The sequence below is a fragment of the Halobacillus litoralis genome (assembly GCF_009856415.1).
Taxonomy (GTDB): domain Bacteria; phylum Bacillota; class Bacilli; order Bacillales; family Halobacillaceae; genus Halobacillus; species Halobacillus litoralis_C.
The window spans coordinates 198,066-219,398 of record NZ_WMEZ01000005.1; the positions used below are offsets into that span (position 1 = coordinate 198,066).

Here is a 21,333-nt window from a genome sequence, read left to right on the forward strand (position 1 = left end):
TAGTCATTTTACGGGCAGGCACTTCTCTTTTAAGCGAACTGTTGTAGTGCACGGTACATTTGCTTACCTTCATCGTTCAGCACGTGACCATTCCCATGGCATCGTCCACATTCAGTGTTGTAACTCGTTTCCTCAACTGCCATTTTCCAAGCGGTTTTCTCACTCGCATGATTCACTCGGCTATAGTGATCCATGATCATATTCGCCTTGCTATCGTCATATTCCTGATAAGTGCCGGTTCCGTGGCAAAGGGGGCAGACATTGTAAAGATGACTCACCGTTTTTGTATTCAAAAAGAACACTTCCTTTTGATTTGATATAGTTAAATTATGATTGATTTTATGGAATATTCAGTCTAATTGCAATAGGTTTTGGACAAATAAAAAAGAAAAAAAGTCATTCGTTCACAATTTTGTGGAATTTGCCTACCGCTACAAAGATATAGCCCAATCTATCAGGGGATTTTCTGTACGATATGAAGCGAAAGGTCATCCGATTTGAGGATGACCTTTCGCGCCAAAGAGTAGTCGGATCGCGCAAAAAAAGCCACCGGGAAGTCCCGGTGGCAACTGCCTATCATTCTATTACTTACCGATGAACATTTGTGTCCAGTAGTTACCGTCTTCCGCATGACCTACACCAATGTGAGTGAAGTCAGGGTTCATGATGTTTTCACGGTGACCTTGACTGTTCATCCAGCCTTGGACAACTTCTTCTGGAGTCGTTTGTCCCATGGCGATGTTCTCTCCAGCTGTACGGTAGTCAATGCCATATGACTTCATCATGTCAAATGGAGAACCGTAATTCGGGCTGTTGTGAGAGAAGTAGTTGTTTTGCTGCATGTCTAGAGACTTGTCTTTAGCTACGGCACTTAGTTCAGTGTCTAGTTTCAGTGGAGCTAGTCCTTGCTTTTCACGTTCTTGGTTTGTCAATTCAACGACTTGCTTTTCAAATGCAGATACTTCAGAAGTTGCTTCTTCTTGTGTGTTTTCTTCTTTTTGTACTTCTTCTTCAGCAGGCTGCTCTGGTGCTGGAGCTTGTTCAGCTTCAGGTTGAGGAGCAGGTGCTTCTTGTTTAGGCTCTTCCTGTTTAGGTTCTTCCTTTACAGGTGTTTCTGGTTTGGGTTGTTCTTGTTTCGGTTGTTCTGGTGGTGCTTGTTGATATTTTTGTGCGAATTGATCAAAGAAAGACTGGAAATCTACTTGTTGAAGATTGTTGTTCTTTAAAGCTTCTTCATTTTCAGTGATCCAGTTGTTCAATTGACCGGAATCTATTTGAATCGTTTTTGTTTCTACTTGTACGTTTTGCTGTACTTCACCTGTGGATGCAAGGGAAGTAGCTGGTGATGCTAGTAAGGATAGAGCGAGTGCTCCTGATACAATCAATGACTTTTTCATCATGTTGAAAATTCCTCCTTGAAACCTTTGTTTTTTGGAACGACTCTATCGTACCACTGAACTTTTGTAACATAGGAGGATGATATTTCCATAGGATGATAAGAGAAGATTGGTAGATTTGAAGTTGACCTTACCTTCCTTTAATCTCAGTGATTTTTAAAAATCCATGCAATACGATCTTTTGGAATAATAATCCTTAGTATAGATATTTTACTAGTTTACCTGGGTTGACAGACTTTTGAGAAAGGTCTGTTTTTTACGAGTATGACAGCAGTTTTACAAAGATTAGTATGGGATTAAAGCCTTTAAGACTGGGAAGGTCAACACTTATTTTTAACATGGAACGTGCGGTGTGGTATAGTGAAGAAAAGAGGGAGGCGGATGTTGATGAACCCAATGACGATTCATGTAAAGCAACAAAAGCACGATTTAGCGCTCGCTCCATCTCGTGTTGTCTTTTACGAGCAAATGCAACTCGTGGAAACTTTTGATGATCAATCCCAATGCCATATGCTTTTCTTTTATAAGCAAAAGTATTTAACGGCCGTCCGAACGACACGACTGAAGCTCCATTCCTATGTGGCCTGTGCATTCAAGGAAGGTACGGTATATGAATCTCCGCATCCATTTTTACAAGCTTTAATTGAAACGAATATCCCTCTTCAAAAATACAGCTATCCCCAGCTGAAAAAGAAAATCGCACGTCCGTACTCCAGGCAGGAACAAGCGAAAATCCTCACCTTTTTTGAGTCATTCATTCCTAAGAAACAATTATTCCAAGATATGAAATCTCTCTTTTATCAATACCGTCGTGAAGGGAACATGTCCGCTGCTTATCGTGTGATTCGGGTGATGCGTGACTTTGCACCGAATAACCGGTTTGTGAAAGAAATGGCTAATGACCTCTCTTATCGCAAGCTTGCCAATCTATACTTAGAAGAATCGCAAACACTTATGGAACGCGACCCTTTGTTTAAGGAAATGTGTGCATCATTCGAAGACCACCAACGCCTGTTGGAAAAAGAAGGCCGTTGGATTGAAGCGTATACCCACCAGCTGTCCCATATCTCTAATCAACCGACCTCAGAAAGCTATCAATCGTATCGAGCCTCTCTCTCCCGGCATTTCGATAGCGATAGCCGAACCTATATCCTTGAGGAATTGTCTCAAGCTATTCCATCCTTCCAACCAGTGACAGAAGACCTTTTCCACAACCATGTAGTAAATGAAAATGTAAATGCAGTGGCACGCCTCTACACAGAACGGGAGCTAAATCTGAATGAAGAGCAATTCAAGCAGGTGGAAGCCTTACTTGAAGAAAATCGGTTCAACGAAACTCCCGAAAACCTTCTTCCTTTCATGAAGCGAATCACAGCCCAGCATCCCGATCAAACTCGGAAGCTACTGGATGCATTTGTGATCAGATTGCTTGAAACGATGGAGCTAGAACAGGTCCATGATTTTCTAAAGGCATTTAAGAAAAAGAGCTCGCTCATGAGGAAAGTGGAGCGGATGAACGAAATTCATGAAGATCTCGATTGTATGCAGGAGCTCGGAGAACTGTACTACGGGTTCCATCAGCTTGAGAAATCAATCGAATGCTTCCAAATGGAAATGGAACTTAAACCGAGTGCGCCGGAGCCACTAAGGTGGTTGTCGAAAGTGTACGCAGATAAAAAAATGCTGGATGAATCGAAGGCTTATCAGCAATTGTGTGTCGATGTCCAAAAGTGGGCCTAAAGGTGATTGACGACTGTGCTTAAATCCTATATAAAAGACGAGAGAGTCATATTGGGGAGAAAGCGGGGAGAAGAGAATCAAGTTACGCCATTTCATTGAAAATAAAAGTTTTTCACGCTTTATATTAGCGGTTATCTTGATCAATGCTGTCATTATTGGAATCTCTACGGATGACAGAATTTATCAAAACTATCAGTCGTTATTCATATTCTTAGATATTTTGGTTTTATCAATCTTTACGATTGAAATCATTTTAAAGCTTGTCGTTTATCGCAGCCACTTTTTTAAGGATGGTTGGAACATTTTCGACTTTGTGATCGTATTTGGAAGTCTCGTGCTATATAATACTCATTTCGTTGGTGTGTTACGAATTTTGCGTGTGCTCCGAGTATTAAGGACGATTTCAGTTGTCCCTTCTCTAAGGAGGCTAACAAGCGCTTTGTTCCTTGCCATTCCAGCCATCGGGTCCGTCATGATCCTGATGGGAATCATCTTTTATGTGTATGCGATCATCGGAGTCACCTTTTTTGGAGATATCGCTCCAGAATACTTTGGAAACGTCGGCCTCAGTACGTTGACATTATTCCAAGTGTTTACGCTGGAGAGTTGGGCAAGTGGTGTCTTCCGTCCGATTTTTGCTGAAATTACATGGTCTTGGGTCTATTTCGTTTCCTTCATTGTTATTTCTGCCTTCATCATTTTGAATCTGATTATTGGTGAAATCGTCAACAATGCCCAGCAGCTTTCCGAACATGCGGAGGAAGAAAGTAAAGATATGGCGAAGATTATGAATGACCTTGATGAGCTGAAGCAAATGATACGTGAGCAAGATCATAAGAATAATAAAACAGGTTAACCCAAAAGGATCGCTGTCCAGCCATTGGACAGCGATCCTTTTTAATTCCTCTATCTTTTCCCGTAGCACCTCAACTGAGATTGTGGGCTTAGTTGAAGAATAGAAGGGCAATGGATATTGGGATGAAGCTCCAAAACAGAATAATGACACAGAAGCCCATGATGTCTTTAACTTTTAGTCCGGCAATCGCCAGAAGTGGCAATGCCCAAAATGGTTGAATCATGTTCGTCCACGCATCTCCCCAGGCTACTGCCATCGCCGTTTTGGCTGTGCTTACGCCAAGGTCCATCGCCGCTGGGATCATAATCGGAGCCTGCACTGCCCATTGTCCACCCCCGGATGGGACGAAAAAGTTGACGATGCCGGCACTGATGAAAGCGAGCACCGGGAACGTGAATTCTGTTGAAATGCTGACAAACCAGTTCGACATCTGTTCAGATAAACCGGAAGCCACCATCATGCCCATGATGCCTGCATAGAAAGGGAATTGAATGATGATCCCGCCAGCATTTTTCACTCCGTCATTTACGCTGTTCAAAAATCTTCTTGGTGTCTGATGAAAAAGGATTCCGAGGAATAAGAAGATAAAGTTCACAATATTAATATTGAGGTCAAACCCGTTCCTAATAAAGTGATATACGATGAATGCCAGGCCAAGAGCCCCAATCAAGTAAGAGATGATCTTGCTGTTTTCCATCCGTTCAGCTGGGGTCAAGTCGGCTGTTGTTGCGGCCATTTGCTGCTCGGACTTATCTTCATTTTCTAAGAAGTCGAGATTGTTTTTACTCAGGTCACCGCTGGATTTCAGCAACCATAAGTTTAGCAGAGGAAGAGATAGAAGTAGTGTCACAATGATGAAAATGTTCATTCCGCTGAACAGTGTGTCCGTAATCGCGATGGAACCGATCGAATCGGCTAGAAAATGGTCTTCTGTCGCAATGGTCAATGGAATGGATCCTGAAAACCCTCCGTGCCAAAGAATGAATCCACTATAGGCACTGGCCATCAATAAGCGATAATCCACATTCGGCACACGTCTCGCTACGTGGACGGCAAGGAGTGCGCCGGCTACAAGTCCGAATCCATAGTTGATTACACAAGCGACTCCAGCTACAAAAGTAACTAATAAAATAGCCTGTCCTGGAGTTTTTGCCAGCGTACTTATTTTAGATAAAGCGGCTTTGACTAAAGGAGTATTCGCAAGTATGTATCCCGTGACAACGATCAATGACATTTGCATGGCGAATGCAAGCAGGTTCCAGAATCCATCTCCCCAAAATTGCACCATCTGTCCTGGTGAGCTGCCTGTGAAGAAAATCCCTAATCCAAAAACGACGAGTGTCAGAATGATGGCAAACAAAAACGCATCGGGTAAGAAACGCTGCACCATCCGGTCGAAAAAGTTTGTGATTCCTCGAAGCATCCTAAACAACCTCCTAAATATGTAATCGCTTTCAACTATCACATTAAGTGTCCATCAGCGAGAAGGAAATTTCAAGACCCAAGTGTAATTTTTTCCTTGTCAAAAGTTAGAAATAGTCATATACTACATTACAACACTAATGCACCCATTCAGAGAGAAGGCGATACATTGATTCTCGATACCGACGGATTAAAGCCGATTTATATTCAAATTGCCGAATGGCTGGAAAGCGAAATTCTGCATGGAAACTTCCAGGCAGATGAAAAGGTATATTCGCAATATAAACTGGCCGACTTATATAACATCAACCCAGCAACAGCCGCTAAAGGTCTGACAAAGCTTGCAGAAGAAGGAATCCTTTATGACAAACGAGGGCTCGGGAAGTTTGTCTCGACCAACGCAAAACAGATCATTGTTGACAAGCGCAAAAATCAGACACTGAGAAACCTGGTCAATGACCTTGTCACCGAAGCCGGAAGACTGGAGCTTTCAGAGGAAGACACCATTAAACTTGTCAGGGATGCTTGGAAAGGGGAACAAGGATGAAGGCGATTAAATGCAAAGATTTGAACAAACGTTTTTATCGGAAAAACGCGTTGAACGACCTTTCTTTTTCTATCGAAGAAAATAAGATTGTCGGAGTAATCGGCAGAAATGGAGCAGGGAAAACGACACTGCTGAAGATCATCGCTGGGTTATTGAAGGAGAAATCAGGGATTGTCGAGGTTTATGGGAGGAGACCGTTTAATAACTTGTTCGTGTCTGCCAATACGATTTATATCGATGATGCTATGAACTTTCCGGCGGCACTGACCTTGAAAGAGATTCTTGAGGAGGGCAAGCGTTTTTACCACCAATGGGATCATGATTTAGCGCTGCGTTTGTTCGATTATTTCGGTTTCGATCCGAAGCAGCTTCATAACGAACTGTCCAAAGGGAAAGAGAGCACGTTCAACATGATTGTCGGCCTTGCTTCCAGATCCCCGCTTACGATTTTCGATGAACCAACGACAGGGATGGATGCAGCAGTTCGAAAAGATTTTTACCGTGCGTTGCTGAAGGATTACTTGGCACATCCGAGAACGATCCTATTATCAACACATCATTTAGAAGAAATGGAAGATTTGCTTGAAGAGGTGCTCGTGATTCATGAGGGAGCCTCGAGACTTCATACGTCGATGGATGACTTGAAGGAATATGGAGTGGGCCTCACTGGAAAGAAAAATGTGGTTGATTCACTTCTAATAGAAAAAGAGATTATATGGATAAAGGAGCAGGCGTTTGATTCGTGCTATGCGGTGATAAAAAACGATTTTACGGACCAGGAATACCGGCGCATGCAGGAGGCAGGGATTCAAGTCTCGCCTGTCAAAGCGAATGATCTATGTATCTATCTGACTGAATCTGAGCATGGAAAGGGGAGTGTGGATGATGTCTTTGATCGAAGTGCAGACGTCTGAAGTCGTCAAAAAGCAGATCGGCTATAAATGGAAGGCTTATACAGGCGTATTCACATCTCTTGTAGTCATTCAGATTCTCGGACTTTTGTTTTCATTGAATGGGTCCGGTTCGATGGGCAGTGGGAGAACAGGTTACGATGTGAACATCACCTATTACACCGCAGACATCGTCGTTGGTTTCACGATATTTTGGGGCTTTCTTACGGCTTTTCTATTAACGACGAAAGCTTACCGGGAAGATGATTTTGCATTTGTTACGAATAGGAAGACGAGTACACTCTCAACGATTGCTTTCTTGTTTATGATTTGTGTGATCGGCGCGTTGACCGCTTTGCTGTCCAGTTTTGCTTTGAAACTGTTGGCCTATTTTATGCTGCCTGGAGAAGAAATACTTCTTACCCAGGGGGTTGGGGATGTGGGCCCATGGCTGATTGGGATGCTTGCCACCTTTCTCATCGTTTTTCTATTCAGCAGCTTAGGCTATTTGGCTGGCATGATTGTTCAGTTGAACAAAATGCTCGTCATTATTCTGCCGGTCGTTGTCGTGGGGCTGATGATTTTGTTATATAGAAGCGGTTTTCAAGTTCAAGTGTATTTCTTTGAATTCTTTTTTGAAGAAAGCAATGCTTGGCTGTTTACACTTAAAACCCTCGCTGCGACGACCATTTTCTATGCGCTGGCTGTCCTTGTTTCCAATCGTTTGGAGGTGAAGCAATGATTGTTGTAGCTTTCATGCCAATCCTGATCTTGCTGGCGGTTTTCATTGCTATGAGCCTTCTCATAAAGAAAAGTTCCCGGTTCGGCTTTGGGAGAGGTAAGATAGGACTTTGGATGCTTATGGGTTATGCGGCCCTGCTAGTCGTATCTGCGGTTATTTTTCTTGCGATTCCACTTGGGAGTACTGAACTGAAAGGACAAGAGAATGATAGAGACGCGGAGCGAAAGTCTCAGCAATTCTATGAAGCTGTTCAAGAGGGGAGGTTAGATGAAATAGAAGAATGGCGCATCCAGGAATGGTCGTTTCCCTTTGATGAAGAACAATTAAATCTTCAAGTATTAGAAAATGATGTGAATGGAATCAACTTGTTTATCGAGCGTACAGATGACCTTACAGATACTTTGGAGGCCTTCTACTTTCAGACACCCCTGATGATCAATGGATATGAAGTGGAAGAAAAGTACATGCCGGCATTGAGTATGGATATGGCAACACTTTCGGTTTATCCAGGGGAGAAATTGAACCTCAAATACAAGATGTTCGGTTCTGAGTTTCCATTCCGATTGTTTGATGAAGAAGGTGGGTATGCGTGGGGAGATACAACTGTTTCGCATTGGAACGGTTCCGCTCTTTATATCCGTGTTCCGGAAGGACTGGATGTAGTGGCTGATCAGAATGCCTATACCGAAGTCGGCCCATCATAAAAAAGAATGGAAGGTTAGCTTCCATTCTTTTTTATGACTTATTTCTTTTTCTTGCCACATCCACAACCGCCTGCTCTTTTTCGAGTTCGTTTTCTTGCTGTTTGGGTGGTATTGGTCTCGCTTTTTTGTTGTGTTCTTTGTCTTAAAGATTCTCTATGCTTTTTTCTTCTCATACTCCTTCTCCTTTCTTATAGATATCATAAGCAGTTCCTCCATAATGGAGACGGCTCATTCGGATCTTCAATTGGTAAGGGAAGGAAAGTGATAAAAGGAAAACTTCTAACATAAAATGAATCAACCGGTTTACTGTTAGAAGGGGGCGGAGTGAGTGAAAAAAGATCCTATCCAGTTACAGCAGAAGTTGATTTATTATAGGGCTGAGTTGGACAAATACAAGAAAAAGGTGAAGGATTATCAAGAGAATTATCATTACTCCCAACTAGAGAAGTTAAAAGTAGAGAACGAAGAATTACAAGAGACCATGGAGCAATGGAATAAAGAAGAATCCGTATTAAATGGAGAATTAACACGGAGGATTCAAGGATTTGAGGAACAAGTGAAACGTTATGAGGAACAAGAGGAAAAATACAAGAGTGAGATCAATGATTGGCAAAATCGAGCCATCGAGTGGAGCCATAAAGAAAAAGAATGGTCTGGTCAAGTTCAGGATCTCGAAGGCGGACTGGCAGAGACAAGAAGGAGACTCTTTCAATCTCAAAAAGACCTTTCCATGTTACAAAGAAGCTATGCGGAAATACAGCAAAAACTACAAATAGTGATGGAAGCAAGAATGGAAGCGGAAGAGAAAGTGAACACATTAAAAGAAGCATTAGCAGATACCAAGAAAAGCTATTCAAATGAGATTGAGAAACTAGAGAATGAATGTGCACAGTTAAACGAACACCTTGAGCAGAAAAAAGAAATGATCAACCAAGGACAAAGAGATTTTTCTTTTCTACAAAATAACTTCAACAATGAGCGGACCGCAAGACTTAATGAGATGCAGATGAAAAAGAGAGCCAAGCAGGAATGTGAAGCAATAAGTAAACGGTTGAATGAAGCCAATCAAAAGCATACAAAGGCAGCGGGAAATTGGAAAAAGAATAAGGAAGAGTTAGAAAGGAAGAATGAAGAACTCACTCACCGTTCACAAACCTTCAAGGAAGAGTTAGAAGGTGTGAAAGAATCCCTCGCTAAAGCGCGTGACGATTATTCAGCATTAGAAAACACCTATCAGAAAGAAAAAGCACAGCTTGAAAAGGAAAGGTCGAAAGAGAAACAAGAAGCCGATAAAGATTTGAATAAATGGAAAGAAGAGTGCAATACCTTCAAGGGAGAAGTTAAAAGGCTACAAAAATCCCTTTCTACTAACCAAGCAGAAACAAAACGCCTGCGTACTCAAATAAATAAGCATATTAGTGAGTCAGAAAAGCAGCGGGAAGAGAATGAAGCATTGAAAAAAGAGTTGGGTGCTTTTCAGTCTCCTCCCTATTTAGAACAGATCGGTGAAGGGGAGTTTTTTTCTCAGATGGAGGAACACATGAGGTACATCTTTGGAGAAGAAATTACACCATCTGGAAATCAAGAAGGAAAGGTCGCCTTCATGAAAGTATTAGAAAAGAAGTTGGAAGAACTTTCGACGAATCTTGAGGAAACAAACGAAGAGAAAGATTAAAAAAGACGCCTGGTTGGCGTTTTTTTTATGCTTTTCTTGATATATAAAAGGAACAATTTCACACAATTGGGCGTTCGCACATAAATTAGCTGTAGAGGTGGTGAGAATGAAAGATGTCCGAAGGGAATCTATGACAGACCCTTTACAAATGGAAAAACAAGAATGGAAAAAGCGGCAGATGCAACATCGTCTGAAGCAGATACTGACCATATCCTCGCCAATCTTCATTGTATTGCTGTGGGAGTTTTTATCACGAACGGGATTAATTGATGCCCGGTTCTTTCCGCCTCCGACAGAAATCGTCGGGACGTTCTGGGCGATGGGGATGAGCGGAGAGCTGTTCCATCATGTCGGGATTTCTTTGTTTCGTATTTTTGCAGGCTTTTTGCTCGGAGTCATACCGGCTATTGTGATTGGTCTCCTCATGGGGCTTTACGGACCGATTCGGCATTTCCTGTCGCCGCTTATCATGGCATTGATGCCGATTCCAACGCTTGCGCTTTTGCCGATCATCATCATTTTATTTGGTGTCGGAGAAGTATCTAAAGTGGTGACGATAGCGGGTAGTGTGTTTTTCCCTGTCGTTATTAATACGGTAGCAGGTGTTGTAAACATCGACCGCATTTATTTGGATGTAGCGAAAAACTATGGCGCGGATTCGAAGCAGTTCTTTTTCAAAATCGCTTTGCCGGGTTCACTTCCGGTCATGCTTGAAGGGATTCAGATGGGGCAGGCGATTGCGCTTCTGACAATTGTCGCGGCGGAGATGATGGGGGCTAATTCAGGAATTGGGTATTTGATCTGGACATCGTATAAAGCCTTTTTATTGAAAGAGATGTTTGTCGGGCTTGTGCTCATTTCGTTTTTCGGCTATTTATTTTCGATCATTCTCCGGGGGCTGCAGGCCAAACTGCTGCCATGGCGCTAACATGAAAGGAGCGACAGGGGATGGAGGCTAAAATATCGATTAAGGATTTAACGAAAGTGTTTTACAAAAAAGAGACCCGCGTGACTGCACTTGAAGGGATTTCGCTTGATATTGCGGATGGGGAGTTCGTGTGTCTTGTCGGACCAAGTGGTTGTGGGAAGACGACGTTACTAAGGATTCTGGCTGAATTAGAAAAGCCGAGCGGGGGATCTTTTGAAATTGCGAAAAGTAAAAAAGAACGTCCGCTGCAGTCGATGGTTTTTCAGGAGCGCGGGGTCATTCCGTGGTTGACCGTTGAAGGCAATGTCAGTTTCGGGTTGAAAATGAGGCATCTGCCTGCAGACGTGATCAAGGAACGGACGGCATATTATTTGAATAAAGTGGGACTCGAAAAATTCGCTAAACTCTATCCAAAAGAGCTGTCCGGCGGGATGAAACAGCGTGTCAGTATTGCCAGAGCGTTTGCAAACGATCCGGAAATTCTCCTCATGGATGAACCTTTTGCCGCACTCGATGAGCAGAACAAATTCATTTTGCAGGAAGAACTATTAAATATTTGGTCGGAGACGAAGAAAACGGTCTTATTTATCACCCATAGCATAGATGAAGCGCTCCTACTTAGCGATCGGATTCTGTTAATGAGCTCACAGCCCGGCACCATCATTGATGAAAAACGCATTGACCTGCCGCGGCCGAGGAATATGGAGCAGGTCCGGGCAGATCCTTTGATGGCGGAGCATTTTGTAGAGATTTGGAATCACCTTCAGGATGAAGTGCAGCGTTCACGTAAATAGTGAAAGAAAGGGGATTAAAATCCCATGGTGAAAAAAGTATGTCATCTGTTTTCTTTTTTGTTCATTATCTTTGTGTTGTTCGGCTGTGCCTCTGGGGATAATGGGGAAGGTACGGGGAGCGGGGAAATTACTGACGGCGATTTCGCACCATTAGATAAGAAAGCGACAGTCTTCATTGCTGAAGACGGCGCCGCATCGGGAGCCGGTTTTTATATCGCTGAGGAAAAAGGCTATTTTGATGATTACAATATCGATATCAAGTTCACGACATTCGCCAACAGTGACGACATGCTACCAGCGCTGGCAGCGGGTGAAGTGGACATAGCCGGCGGCGTTTCCACGGCTTCCTTCTTCAACGCCATCGCCCAGGGCATTGACGTAAAAATCATCGCTGATAAAGGACACTATTTTGATGGCAGCTCATACTTCAGCTTTGTGATTCGTGAAGATCTTCAGGATGAAATCAAAGAGTACAGCGACTTGAAAGGGAAGCGGATTGCCGTTTCATCGAGAAACGCCGTCGATGATTACATCTTCCAGCGCATGCTTGAACACGCCGGGCTGACGGAAGACGATGTGGAATTCGTCCTCATGTCTGACTTTGGAAACATGCTTGCGGCCATGGGCAATAAGTCGATTGATGCCGCTCTGCAAATTGAGCCTCTGATTACCCAGGGGGAAGCGCAAGATCTGCACGTCCGCTTCGGTGACGCCACAGATTTCGCTCCGGATGCACAGATTGCCATGGTGCTTGGATCGCCTGATTTCATCGAAAAAGAAACCGACGTATCCGTACGCTTTATGGCTGCCTACCTGAAGGGTGTGCGTGATTATAATGATGCATTTCTCCACGATGAAGGACTGGATGAAGTAATTGATATCATGACGAAACACACAGCGTTGAAGGACGCAGAAGTTTGGAAAAAAGTCGGTGTGACGGGACTTGATCCGAACGGAGAAATGTTTATTGAGGATATTAAGAAGCAATTCGAGATGTATGACGCGAACGGCGCCATCCGTGGAGATATTGACTTCAATGATGCCATCGACACCTCTCTTTCAGAAGAAGCGATGGAAGTGATCGGGCGTTATGATCGATAACATTTTTTCTGAAAAAACGCTTGTCATCGTATGGTTTTTATTGTAAAGTAACCATTAACTCAATTGAATATTTCTTATCAAGAGAAGCAGAGGAACTGGTCCTGTGAAGCTTCAGCAACCACCAACATCGGTTGGCCGGTGCTAATTCCAGCAAGTGTTGATCACTTGAGAGATAAGAAGGAATGAACGGATACGTTTCAAGAGCCTTCTTATGTGAGAAGGCTCTTTTTTATTGGCCGCCTTCTTTTGAATCAGGAACTTTTCTCGGGATAAAACCAACTATTCTGATGAGTTATACAATAAAGGAGGTCAAATCATGACAAAACCATTGAGCAACGCTTACGCACTTATCCCATTTGCAATTTTTATTTTGCTTTTCATAGGATCGGGCATCATCACAGGGGATTTTTATAAAATGCCAGTTCTTGTCGCCCTGTTTGTAGCGATCCTCTTCGCTTTAGCCATAAACCGGAAAGCGGATTTCCAAACGAAGATATCCCAGCTGACGAAAGGAGGAGGACATCCGAACATTATCTTGATGGTCATGATCTTCCTGCTTGCAGGAGCTTTTGCTGCCGTAGCATCGGGAATGGGCGCGGTTGAATCAACGGTCAATCTCGGCTTAACCTACCTGCCTGGTGGCTGGATGGTCGTCGGGTTGTTTGTTATCGGCTGCTTCATCTCGATTTCCATGGGGACATCCACGGGTACGGTTGTGGCTCTTGCTCCGATTGGCGTGGGGGTGGCCGAACAGACGGACATTGGACTTGCACTGGTGATGGGGGCAATTGTCAGTGGTGCGATGTTCGGGGACAACCTTTCTGTCATTTCGGATACGACCATTGCTGCTGTACGAACACAGGGGACGGAGATGAAAGAGAAGTTCAAAGCGAATTTCTTCATTGTTCTTCCGGCTGCCATCATTACCGCCATCATCTTTGGAGTGATGACCGCTGATGCATCGGCCAGTTTGAATGAAAATTACTCGTACAATATTGTGGAGATCCTGCCTTACTTAGGAGTACTTGGATTTGCGATTGCCGGCGTGAACGTGATTTATGTCCTGATCGGAGGCATTGTTTTTGCGGGTGGAGTCGGACTCTTGCTTGGGAAATTCTCCGGCATGGAATTTGTAACCCTTGTAGGTGATGGATTTACAAACATGCAGACGCTTGCCATGATTGCGATTTTGTTAGGCGGACTTGTGGAATTGATCCGGGCAAATGGAGGCATTGAATTTTTGTTGCAAGTCGTGAGCAGGAAAGTGAACTCCAATCGTGGAGGGGAGCTTGGCATTGCGGGGATTGTGACGGCGGTCAACTTTTCTACCGCGAACAATACGATTTCCATCATTACCGCAGGACCGCTGGCTAAACAAATATCTGATGAATACGGGATTGAAGGACGTCGCTCCGCAAGTATTCTCGATATTTTTGCCAGTTCTGTTCAAGGGATTATTCCTTATGGCGGGCAGATTTTAGCGGTAGCAGGTGTGGCGAGCATTTCTCCTGTCGCGATTGTTCCGTATTGTATTTACCCTCTACTGACAGCTGTGGCTGGTCTTTTAGCGATCGCTTTCAGGTATCCGAAGTTCACAGTGGAAAATGGAAAAAAAGTATGGAAGAGCGCCTCTTAAGGGGAGGGTGAGCACCTGTTTCAGGTGCTCTTTTTTTATGTACTTTTTTTACAGTGGTTTTAAAATAATTTGACATTATATTTTAAAATGAGTCGATTGGAATAGTAGGAAAGCTTTGGAAATCAGATGAAAATATGAAGATTAGGGCCTTAAGTGGTATAGACGACTATATCTATTTCCGTTACGCTTTTATTACAAAATGTAAACGTTTACAACAAAATTTCTCCTGTACCGACTTTATGGTGGCACTTATTTTTGAAAAATGTTTTGCAAAAGGGTCTTTTTGGATAGGAAGGCACCTTTTACAAATAGATAAATCAAGGAGGAATGGTGAATGAGAATGGCGGGCAAATGGATGTTGATCTTTATACTGACCATTGGCATGATGCTGCCGTCGTGGTTGATGGGTACAAAGGTGGAGGCGGCTGAAGCGGACGGACTATCGGATATCGTCATCTTTGAAAATGTACCGCAGGCAGATGTAACGATGGAAGGAAATGAATTCACTCTTTCCGCACTGAACGTGTATGAAGATGGACATTTCACAAAGGTGGATGAAGGACTGGTTTGGAAATCTAAGAATTCAAATGTTGCCACTGTCGAAGATGACGGTACAGTCACTTTCACAGGGCAGCCTGGACGAGCATGGGTGACGGTATCGAATGGTCAATTCGAAGACCGGATCGCCTTGGACTACAAGCCGGATCGTTCAACGAAAAAGAAAGGAAAGCCGGAATTCAAGCCTTCCATTAAAAAGCAGGACGGTGATCGTTATAACCTCGTGCAACATGCACTGGAGAACATGACGATGGAGGAAAAAGTAGGGCAGATGCTCATGCCTGATTTCAGGAAATGGGAAGGCGAAAACGTGACGAAAATGCTCCCTGAAATCGAAGAGATGGTACAGAAATACCATCTAGGAGGGGTCATTTTATTCAGGGAAAACGTTGTGCAGACAGAACAAACAGCGAAGCTTGTCTCCGATTATCAAGCGGCATCTGAAAAGTACGGACTGCTCATGACGATTGACCAGGAAGGTGGTATTGTTACACGTCTTCAATCTGGGACGGACATGCCTGGGAATATGGCCTTAGGTGCCACGCGTTCAGAAGAAATTGCTGAAGATGTAGGGTCAGTCATCGGAGCTGAACTTGAATCCCTCGGCATCAACATGAACTTTGCCCCTGTCATGGATGTCAACAATAACCCAGATAACCCTGTCATCGGCGTTCGTTCTTTTGGTGGAAATCCAGAGCTCGTCGGAAAAATGGGAGTCGCTTACACGAAAGGCCTGCAACAGCACGGTGTAGCTGCGACGGCGAAACACTTCCCGGGTCATGGGGATACGGCGACAGACTCCCACCTTGGGCTTCCTGAAGTCCCTTATGATCTTGAGCGTCTGAAGGAAGTTGAACTGTATCCGTTCCAACAGGCAATGGATGCGGGGATTGATGCGATCATGACCGCACATATCACGTTCCCTAAAATTGATGATACAAAAGTGATTTCACAGAAAGATGGTACTGAAATTGCACTTCCAGCAACGCTGTCTAAGAAGGTACTTACAGGGCTGATGCGTGAGGAGATGAATTATGAAGGAGTCGTCGTCACGGACGCTTTGAATATGAAAGCAATTGCTGACCATTTCGGACCGGTCGATGCCGTTATTCGTGCGATCAATGCCGGAACAGACATTGCGCTCATGCCTGTAGGTCTCGAAGAAGTGGCTTCAGGGGTCTATGATGCTGTAGAGTCCGGTGAAATCCCAATGGCTACGATTGAAGATTCGGTTGAACGCATCCTTACATTGAAGTTGAACCGAGGCATCATTAAAGAAGAGACGCCGCAGCCGATTGATGAAAAAATCGCAGAAGCGGAAAAAGTCGTCGGATCAGAAGCACATAAAGCTGTTGAAAAAGAAGCAGCTGAACGTTCGATTACTCTTGTGAAAAATGATGGGGTTCTGCCTTTAGACGCATCAGGTGATGAAAAAGTCGTGGTGATTGGGGACACATTTATTGGTGACCTTGCAGATGCTGTATCTGACCACCACTCCAATACAACTTTGATCAGCTCTGAAAATAGTGCACTGACGGACGAGCAAAGGGCGGTAGTATCTGAAGCGGACAAAGTCATTTTCGGAACGTACACGTACAACGTATATTCTCGTTCGGCAAACCATCCTCAAATGCAGTTGATGCAGGATGTGATGGCGAACACAGATGCAGAAGTAATCGGTGTTGGGATTAGAAATCCTTATGACGTCATGGCCTATCCAGGGGTGGACGCTTATATCGCGCAATACGGCTTTAGAGATGCAAGCTTTGAAGCAACGGCTGCAACCATATTTGGTGCAAATAATCCAACCGGACAACTGCCTGTGACGATTCCAGGTGCAGATGGTGGCGTATTGTTTGAATATGGTACGGGGTTGAGCTACTAGTGTAAGGCTGTTTTCAAGTAGAAGGGCTTCACGCCCTTCTTCATCATTATCAAAAGGGAGAGGGTTATTTTGAAAAAATGGTTGATGCTCGGGCTCGTTTTAATTATGACATGGTCGACGTTCTCGGTCGTTTTCGCAGATCATAACGGCAACCCTGGGAAACACAAAGGACACCATAAAAAAGGAGAACCATTCAAGCTTGGAGTGGAAGTCCTTTTAGATGAAGAAAAAGAACTGATTGAAGGTAAGAATGTGGGGCTAATTACAAACCCGACTGGTGTTGATCAAAACTTGAACAGTATCGTTGATTTGTTACACAACGATGAGGATGTTAACCTTACGGCCTTGTATGGCCCGGAACATGGGGTCAGGGGCAGTGCTCAGGCTGGAGAGTATGTGGATTTTTATATTGACGAAAAGACAGGAGTTCCTGTCTACAGTCTTTATGGTAAGACGCGGAAGCCGACTCCTGAAATGTTAGAAGACATTGATGTGCTTCTGTTTGATATCCAGGATGTAGGCACACGTTTTTACACGTACATCTACACGATGGCTTATGCGATGGAAGCTGCTCAGGAAAATGACATTCCATTCATCGTGCTTGACCGTCCGAATCCGCTCGGTGGAGAACAAGTGGAAGGTCCTGTATTGAATGAAGAATACAAGTCCTTCGTCGGAAACTACCCGATCCCACTTCGCCATGGAATGACAGTTGGGGAACTTGCGAAGCTTTTCAATAATGAGTTTGATATTGGTGCGGATTTGACTGTTGTGGAAATGCAAGGATGGAAGCGTAGCATGGACTATGATGAGACAGGCCTTGAATTCGTTGCTCCTTCTCCGAATATGCCGACTGTCGATACGGCTTTCGTATACCCAGGAGCAGCCTTGATCGAAGGGACGAATGTTTCTGAAGGACGGGGAACGACGCAACCATTCGAACTGATTGGCGCACCGTTCATCAATAGTACAGATTTAGCTGCAGAGATGAATGCCTATAATTTACCAGGCGTCAAATTCAGAGCGGCCTCCTTTACACCATCTTTCTCGAAGCATGCAGGAAATTTGAGTAATGGTGTGCAGATCCACGTCATCGATCGTGAAGAGTTCAATGCTGTAGAAACCGGTGTTTATCTCGTGAAGACGATTCATGACATGTATCCGGAAGATTTCGAGTTCCGTGCAGAAAACTCAGCTGGCGTTTCCTTCTTCGATCTTTTAGTCGGTAATGGGTGGATCCGCGAAGCGATCGAAAACGGCGAATCCGTCGAAGACATGAAAGATCGTTGGGAAGATGAGCTCAAAGACTTCAACAAAGTAAGAAAGTACTACCTCCTTTATAAGAAATAACATAAGATATGGGATAATTTGACACACCAGGTCATCCATAATATGGATGACCTGGTGTGTATATTTTTTCCATTAAGCGGTAGTTGTTGAGTCATCGGTCTTAAGTGGAGGCGAATGTGTTACAAGAAGCGGTACTTTATGATAAAATTTGTAAATATTCATACATATTTGACAAATAGAAAGTGAGGGAATAAGCATGGGTGCACAATCAATGTTAAGGGGGGCATGGAGCCGCCTTTGGACGATGCACTACGAGGCGAAGGATTTATTGAGGTTTACGGTGACAGGAAATGGCGGTGGATCTTCGACGATGACGCAGACGAATCAAAAGGCTGAAGGGCAAGACCCGGGCCCATCTTTTGATACGCGTCAAAAAGTAGGGCTTTTTCTAGGTCCAATTTTGTTTGCGCTTACACTTTTGTTTTTAGAAGCGGATGGACTATCGCAAAGTGCGGTCGCTGTTTTAGCGAGTACCATCTGGATTGCCACATGGTGGATTACAGAAGCGATTCCGATTCCTGCGACATCCCTTCTGCCGTTGATTCTTTTTCCTCTCACCGGAGGACTGGACGGTGGGACGACGGCTTCCTCGTATGGTGATAATACGATATTCCTGTTTATGGGTGGTTTCCTCATTGCCCTTGCGATGCAAAAATGGAACTTGCATAAGCGGATGGCTTTGTTCATCATCGCATCCGTAGGGACAAGCACAGAACAAATCGTGCTTGGTTTCATGGTTGCGACGGGGACGTTGTCAATGTGGATTTCCAATACAGCGACGGCCATGATGATGGTCCCGATTGGCATGGCGGTCATCTATCAGGCTTCTGAGCAGTTGAAGAAAAAAGGGGAAGCGGTCGATCACGAAAATTTCAATTTCGGAAAAGCTGTCATGCTCGGGGTCGCCTATAGTGCTTCTATTGGTGGATTGGCAACCCTGATCGGAACACCACCCAACACGATTTTCAAAGCCGTTGTTGAACAAACCTACGGAATTGAGATCAGCTTTGCAGGCTGGATGGCGTTCGGTGTTCCGTTGACGATTCTATTTTTAGCACTCGCCTGGTTCTATTTAGTGAAAATTGCCTTCCCTATGAAAATTAAAGAATTGCCTGGTGGTAGAAAAGTTATTGGGGAAGAAAGGCGTGCGCTCGGGGTCATGAGTGTAGAAGAAAAAATCGTCATGACCGTGTTCACTGTGACAGCAGTGGCGTGGATATCCAGATCATTTTTACTCGTAAACATCAATGAAAATATCAACGATACGATGATCGCGATGAGCGCATCCATCCTCCTTTTTCTCATTCCTTCCAAGAACAAGAAAGGGGATTACCTCCTGGATTGGGATACAGCAAAAGGGCTGCCGTGGGGAATCCTGCTACTATTTGGTGCAGGCCTGGCTATTGCCGCGGGATTTCAGGAAACAGGGCTTGCCGAATGGATTGGGACGCAGCTAACGATTTTAGAGGGCGTCAGTCTGATTTTGATCGTTGTGATCGTTGCAGCCCTCGTCATCTTCTTAACAGAAATTACATCCAATACAGCGACAGCGACGATGATGTTTCCGATTATGGCCTCTCTAGCCAGCGCTATCTCGGTACACCCTTACAGCTTGATGATTGCAGCGGGTGTAGCGGCAAGCTGTGCGTTTATGCTGCCTGTTGCGACACCTCCGAACGCCGTCGTTTTCGGAAGTGGATATTTGAGAATTCCAGACATGGCAAAAGCCGGGTTGTGGCTGAATATTGCAGCCGTCATTTTGATCACCATCGCTATTTATTTCTACCTGCCATTCGTTTGGGGAATCGATCTAACAACATTTCCGGACCGTTTTAACTCATAACAGAGGATGATAGATATGGAAGCCGTACAAAAAAACAGACAACCCTATACACCAGGACAAAGTGAATTTTGGCGCGTCACCATTGCCTTAATGCTGGCTTCCTTATCCATATTCTCAACATTATATGTTTTTCAGCCGTTGCTCCCTGTGTTTACTGATCAATTCCAAGTGTCGGCAACGGAATCCAGTTTACTTATGTCAGCTTGTGTCATCGCCATGGTCGTCGGTCTATTCATCCTCGGTTTTTCTGCCGATCGATATGGCCGGGCGGCTGTCATGAAAGTTTCCTTGTTTATAACAGCAGGGACCCTCATCCTTTTGCCGTTTACTCCGACCTTCGGGTGGATGGTTGTCGTGAGACTTATACAGGGGTTCTTTTTAGCTGGAATCCCTGCTGCGGCGATGGGATATTTAGGAGCGGAGGTGGCTCATAAACACTTGGGTCTGGCGATGACCTTATACATATCCAGCAATGCTCTCGGAGGAATGGGAGGAAGAGTCGTAGGTGGGTACGTGACGGATTTGTTTGACTGGCAGTCGACGTTATATATATTTGCTGCATTTGGACTGCTTTCAGCTTTTCTATTTTTAGTCCTTTTTCCAAAAGAGCGCTTCTTTGAAAAAACAGATCAGGCGATCAGTGATGATTTGAAAGGGATGCTTGTCCACTTGAAGAGTCGTTCGATGCTCGTCTTGTTCATGATGGGGGTTCTGCTTCAAATCGTCTTCACGGCGATTTGGACTTATATCCCATTTCATTTACAAGGGGACCCATTCAGCTGGTCCCTAAAATGGATCGCCTTCACATATTTTGCTTATGTTTTCGGGGTCCTCGCGCCCCCTCTTGCCGGCCGGGTTTCTGATGTGATTGGTTTGAAAAAAGTGATGTTTACTGGTGTGACCATCCTTATTGTCGGCGCGGCCCTAACTGCACTTCCATCTGGAACATCTGTACTAGTGGGACTGTCTCTCATCTGCATGGGTTTCTTTGTCGCTCACTCCATGGCCGCTGCCCTTGTCAGCAAATCCGCCACTCACCATAAAAGTGGAGCATCAGGGTTCTACTTGATCAGCTATTACTTAGGCGTAGCCATCGGCAGTACAGCCATCGGTACCCTCTGGGAAAGCTACCAATGGACAGGAGTGTTGAGCGTCACCTTCCTGCTCATCCTCCTATATATCTTCCTACCACTCTATAAAGACGAATGAGTGACCAGGTCATCCATATTCTGGATGACCTGGTACACCTTTTTTTGGTAATTGTC

The 21,333-nt window shown here is 44.3% G+C and carries 19 protein-coding genes and 1 riboswitch; of the genes, 15 read left to right on the plus strand and 4 right to left on the minus strand.

Going from position 1 to position 21,333, the window contains the following annotated elements; translation table 11 throughout:
* Positions 1-29 precede the first annotated feature (29 nt).
* Positions 30-293: a hypothetical protein gene (locus GLV98_RS13920; protein WP_160916237.1), complete on the minus strand. Its 264-nt coding sequence runs from the start codon at positions 291-293 to the stop codon at positions 30-32.
* A 291-nt stretch (positions 294-584) separates the two neighbouring features.
* On the minus strand, positions 585-1,400 hold the full coding sequence (locus tag GLV98_RS13925; protein ID WP_160916239.1) for a CAP domain-containing protein: 816 nt from the start codon (positions 1,398-1,400) through the stop codon (positions 585-587).
* 384 nt (positions 1,401-1,784) lie between these two features.
* Between GLV98_RS13925 and GLV98_RS13930 the strand changes: the two genes are divergently transcribed.
* Positions 1,785-3,137 (plus strand): hypothetical protein, encoded by a 1,353-nt coding sequence (locus tag GLV98_RS13930; protein WP_160916241.1) that lies wholly within the window; start codon positions 1,785-1,787, stop codon positions 3,135-3,137.
* 76 nt (positions 3,138-3,213) lie between these two features.
* Positions 3,214-3,993, plus strand: a complete 780-nt coding sequence (locus GLV98_RS13935; RefSeq protein ID WP_160916348.1) for an ion transporter — start codon at positions 3,214-3,216, stop codon at positions 3,991-3,993.
* A gap of 88 nt (positions 3,994-4,081) precedes the next feature.
* On the opposite strand, the gene GLV98_RS13940 is transcribed toward GLV98_RS13935, so the two are convergent.
* Positions 4,082-5,416, minus strand: coding sequence for a short-chain fatty acid transporter (locus GLV98_RS13940; RefSeq protein ID WP_160916243.1), 1,335 nt, complete (start codon positions 5,414-5,416; stop codon positions 4,082-4,084).
* 168 nt (positions 5,417-5,584) lie between these two features.
* Between GLV98_RS13940 and GLV98_RS13945 the strand changes: the two genes are divergently transcribed.
* From GLV98_RS13945 to GLV98_RS13960, 4 genes are read left to right on the plus strand one after another with little or no spacing between them, the layout of a single operon-like run.
* The gene (locus GLV98_RS13945) at positions 5,585-5,962 is read left to right on the plus strand and encodes a GntR family transcriptional regulator (RefSeq protein ID WP_160916245.1); all 378 of its coding nucleotides are present in this window, start codon (positions 5,585-5,587) and stop codon (positions 5,960-5,962) included.
* The gene (locus tag GLV98_RS13950; protein ID WP_160916247.1) at positions 5,959-6,876 is read left to right on the plus strand and encodes an ABC transporter ATP-binding protein; all 918 of its coding nucleotides are present in this window, start codon (positions 5,959-5,961) and stop codon (positions 6,874-6,876) included. Before GLV98_RS13945 ends, GLV98_RS13950 begins: the two co-directional genes overlap by 4 nt.
* On the plus strand, positions 6,845-7,594 hold the full coding sequence (locus GLV98_RS13955; protein WP_160916249.1) for a hypothetical protein: 750 nt from the start codon (positions 6,845-6,847) through the stop codon (positions 7,592-7,594). The genes GLV98_RS13950 and GLV98_RS13955 overlap by 32 nt, the downstream gene beginning before the upstream one ends.
* Positions 7,591-8,298 carry a hypothetical protein gene (locus tag GLV98_RS13960; protein ID WP_160916251.1) on the plus strand — a complete coding sequence of 236 codons (708 nt, stop codon included), beginning with the start codon at positions 7,591-7,593 and terminating at the stop codon, positions 8,296-8,298. The genes GLV98_RS13955 and GLV98_RS13960 overlap by 4 nt, the downstream gene beginning before the upstream one ends.
* Before the next feature lie 38 nt (positions 8,299-8,336).
* On the opposite strand, the gene GLV98_RS20305 is transcribed toward GLV98_RS13960, so the two are convergent.
* Entirely contained in the window at positions 8,337-8,471 is a 135-nt protein-coding gene (locus GLV98_RS20305) for a hypothetical protein (RefSeq protein WP_272917304.1), read from the minus strand.
* Between the two features lie 155 nt (positions 8,472-8,626).
* On the opposite strand from GLV98_RS20305, the gene GLV98_RS13965 reads away from it, so the two are divergent.
* The 9 genes from GLV98_RS13965 to GLV98_RS14005 all read left to right on the plus strand — a co-directional run bounded on the left by GLV98_RS13965 (position 8,627) and on the right by GLV98_RS14005 (position 21,277).
* The gene (locus GLV98_RS13965; protein WP_160916253.1) at positions 8,627-9,973 is read left to right on the plus strand and encodes a hypothetical protein; all 1,347 of its coding nucleotides are present in this window, start codon (positions 8,627-8,629) and stop codon (positions 9,971-9,973) included.
* A 106-nt stretch (positions 9,974-10,079) separates the two neighbouring features.
* Positions 10,080-10,901, plus strand: a complete 822-nt coding sequence (locus GLV98_RS13970) for an ABC transporter permease (protein ID WP_160916255.1) — start codon at positions 10,080-10,082, stop codon at positions 10,899-10,901.
* Between the two features lie 20 nt (positions 10,902-10,921).
* Positions 10,922-11,695, plus strand: coding sequence for an ABC transporter ATP-binding protein (locus GLV98_RS13975; protein ID WP_160916257.1), 774 nt, complete (start codon positions 10,922-10,924; stop codon positions 11,693-11,695).
* Between the two features lie 24 nt (positions 11,696-11,719).
* On the plus strand, positions 11,720-12,796 hold the full coding sequence (locus GLV98_RS13980; RefSeq protein WP_160916259.1) for an ABC transporter substrate-binding protein: 1,077 nt from the start codon (positions 11,720-11,722) through the stop codon (positions 12,794-12,796).
* A 71-nt stretch (positions 12,797-12,867) separates the two neighbouring features.
* Positions 12,868-12,975: riboswitch (SAM riboswitch) on the plus strand.
* A gap of 137 nt (positions 12,976-13,112) precedes the next feature.
* Positions 13,113-14,432 (plus strand): Na+/H+ antiporter NhaC family protein, encoded by a 1,320-nt coding sequence (locus GLV98_RS13985; protein ID WP_160916261.1) that lies wholly within the window; start codon positions 13,113-13,115, stop codon positions 14,430-14,432.
* A 334-nt stretch (positions 14,433-14,766) separates the two neighbouring features.
* Entirely contained in the window at positions 14,767-16,875 is a 2,109-nt protein-coding gene (locus GLV98_RS13990; RefSeq protein ID WP_423785013.1) for a glycoside hydrolase family 3 N-terminal domain-containing protein, read from the plus strand.
* Between the two features lie 69 nt (positions 16,876-16,944).
* The gene (locus tag GLV98_RS13995; RefSeq protein ID WP_160916263.1) at positions 16,945-18,225 is read left to right on the plus strand and encodes an exo-beta-N-acetylmuramidase NamZ family protein; all 1,281 of its coding nucleotides are present in this window, start codon (positions 16,945-16,947) and stop codon (positions 18,223-18,225) included.
* A 211-nt stretch (positions 18,226-18,436) separates the two neighbouring features.
* Entirely contained in the window at positions 18,437-20,068 is a 1,632-nt protein-coding gene (locus GLV98_RS14000; protein ID WP_160916352.1) for a DASS family sodium-coupled anion symporter, read from the plus strand.
* A 15-nt stretch (positions 20,069-20,083) separates the two neighbouring features.
* On the plus strand, positions 20,084-21,277 hold the full coding sequence (locus GLV98_RS14005; RefSeq protein ID WP_160916265.1) for an MFS transporter: 1,194 nt from the start codon (positions 20,084-20,086) through the stop codon (positions 21,275-21,277).
* The last annotated feature ends 56 nt before the right edge of the window (positions 21,278-21,333 follow it).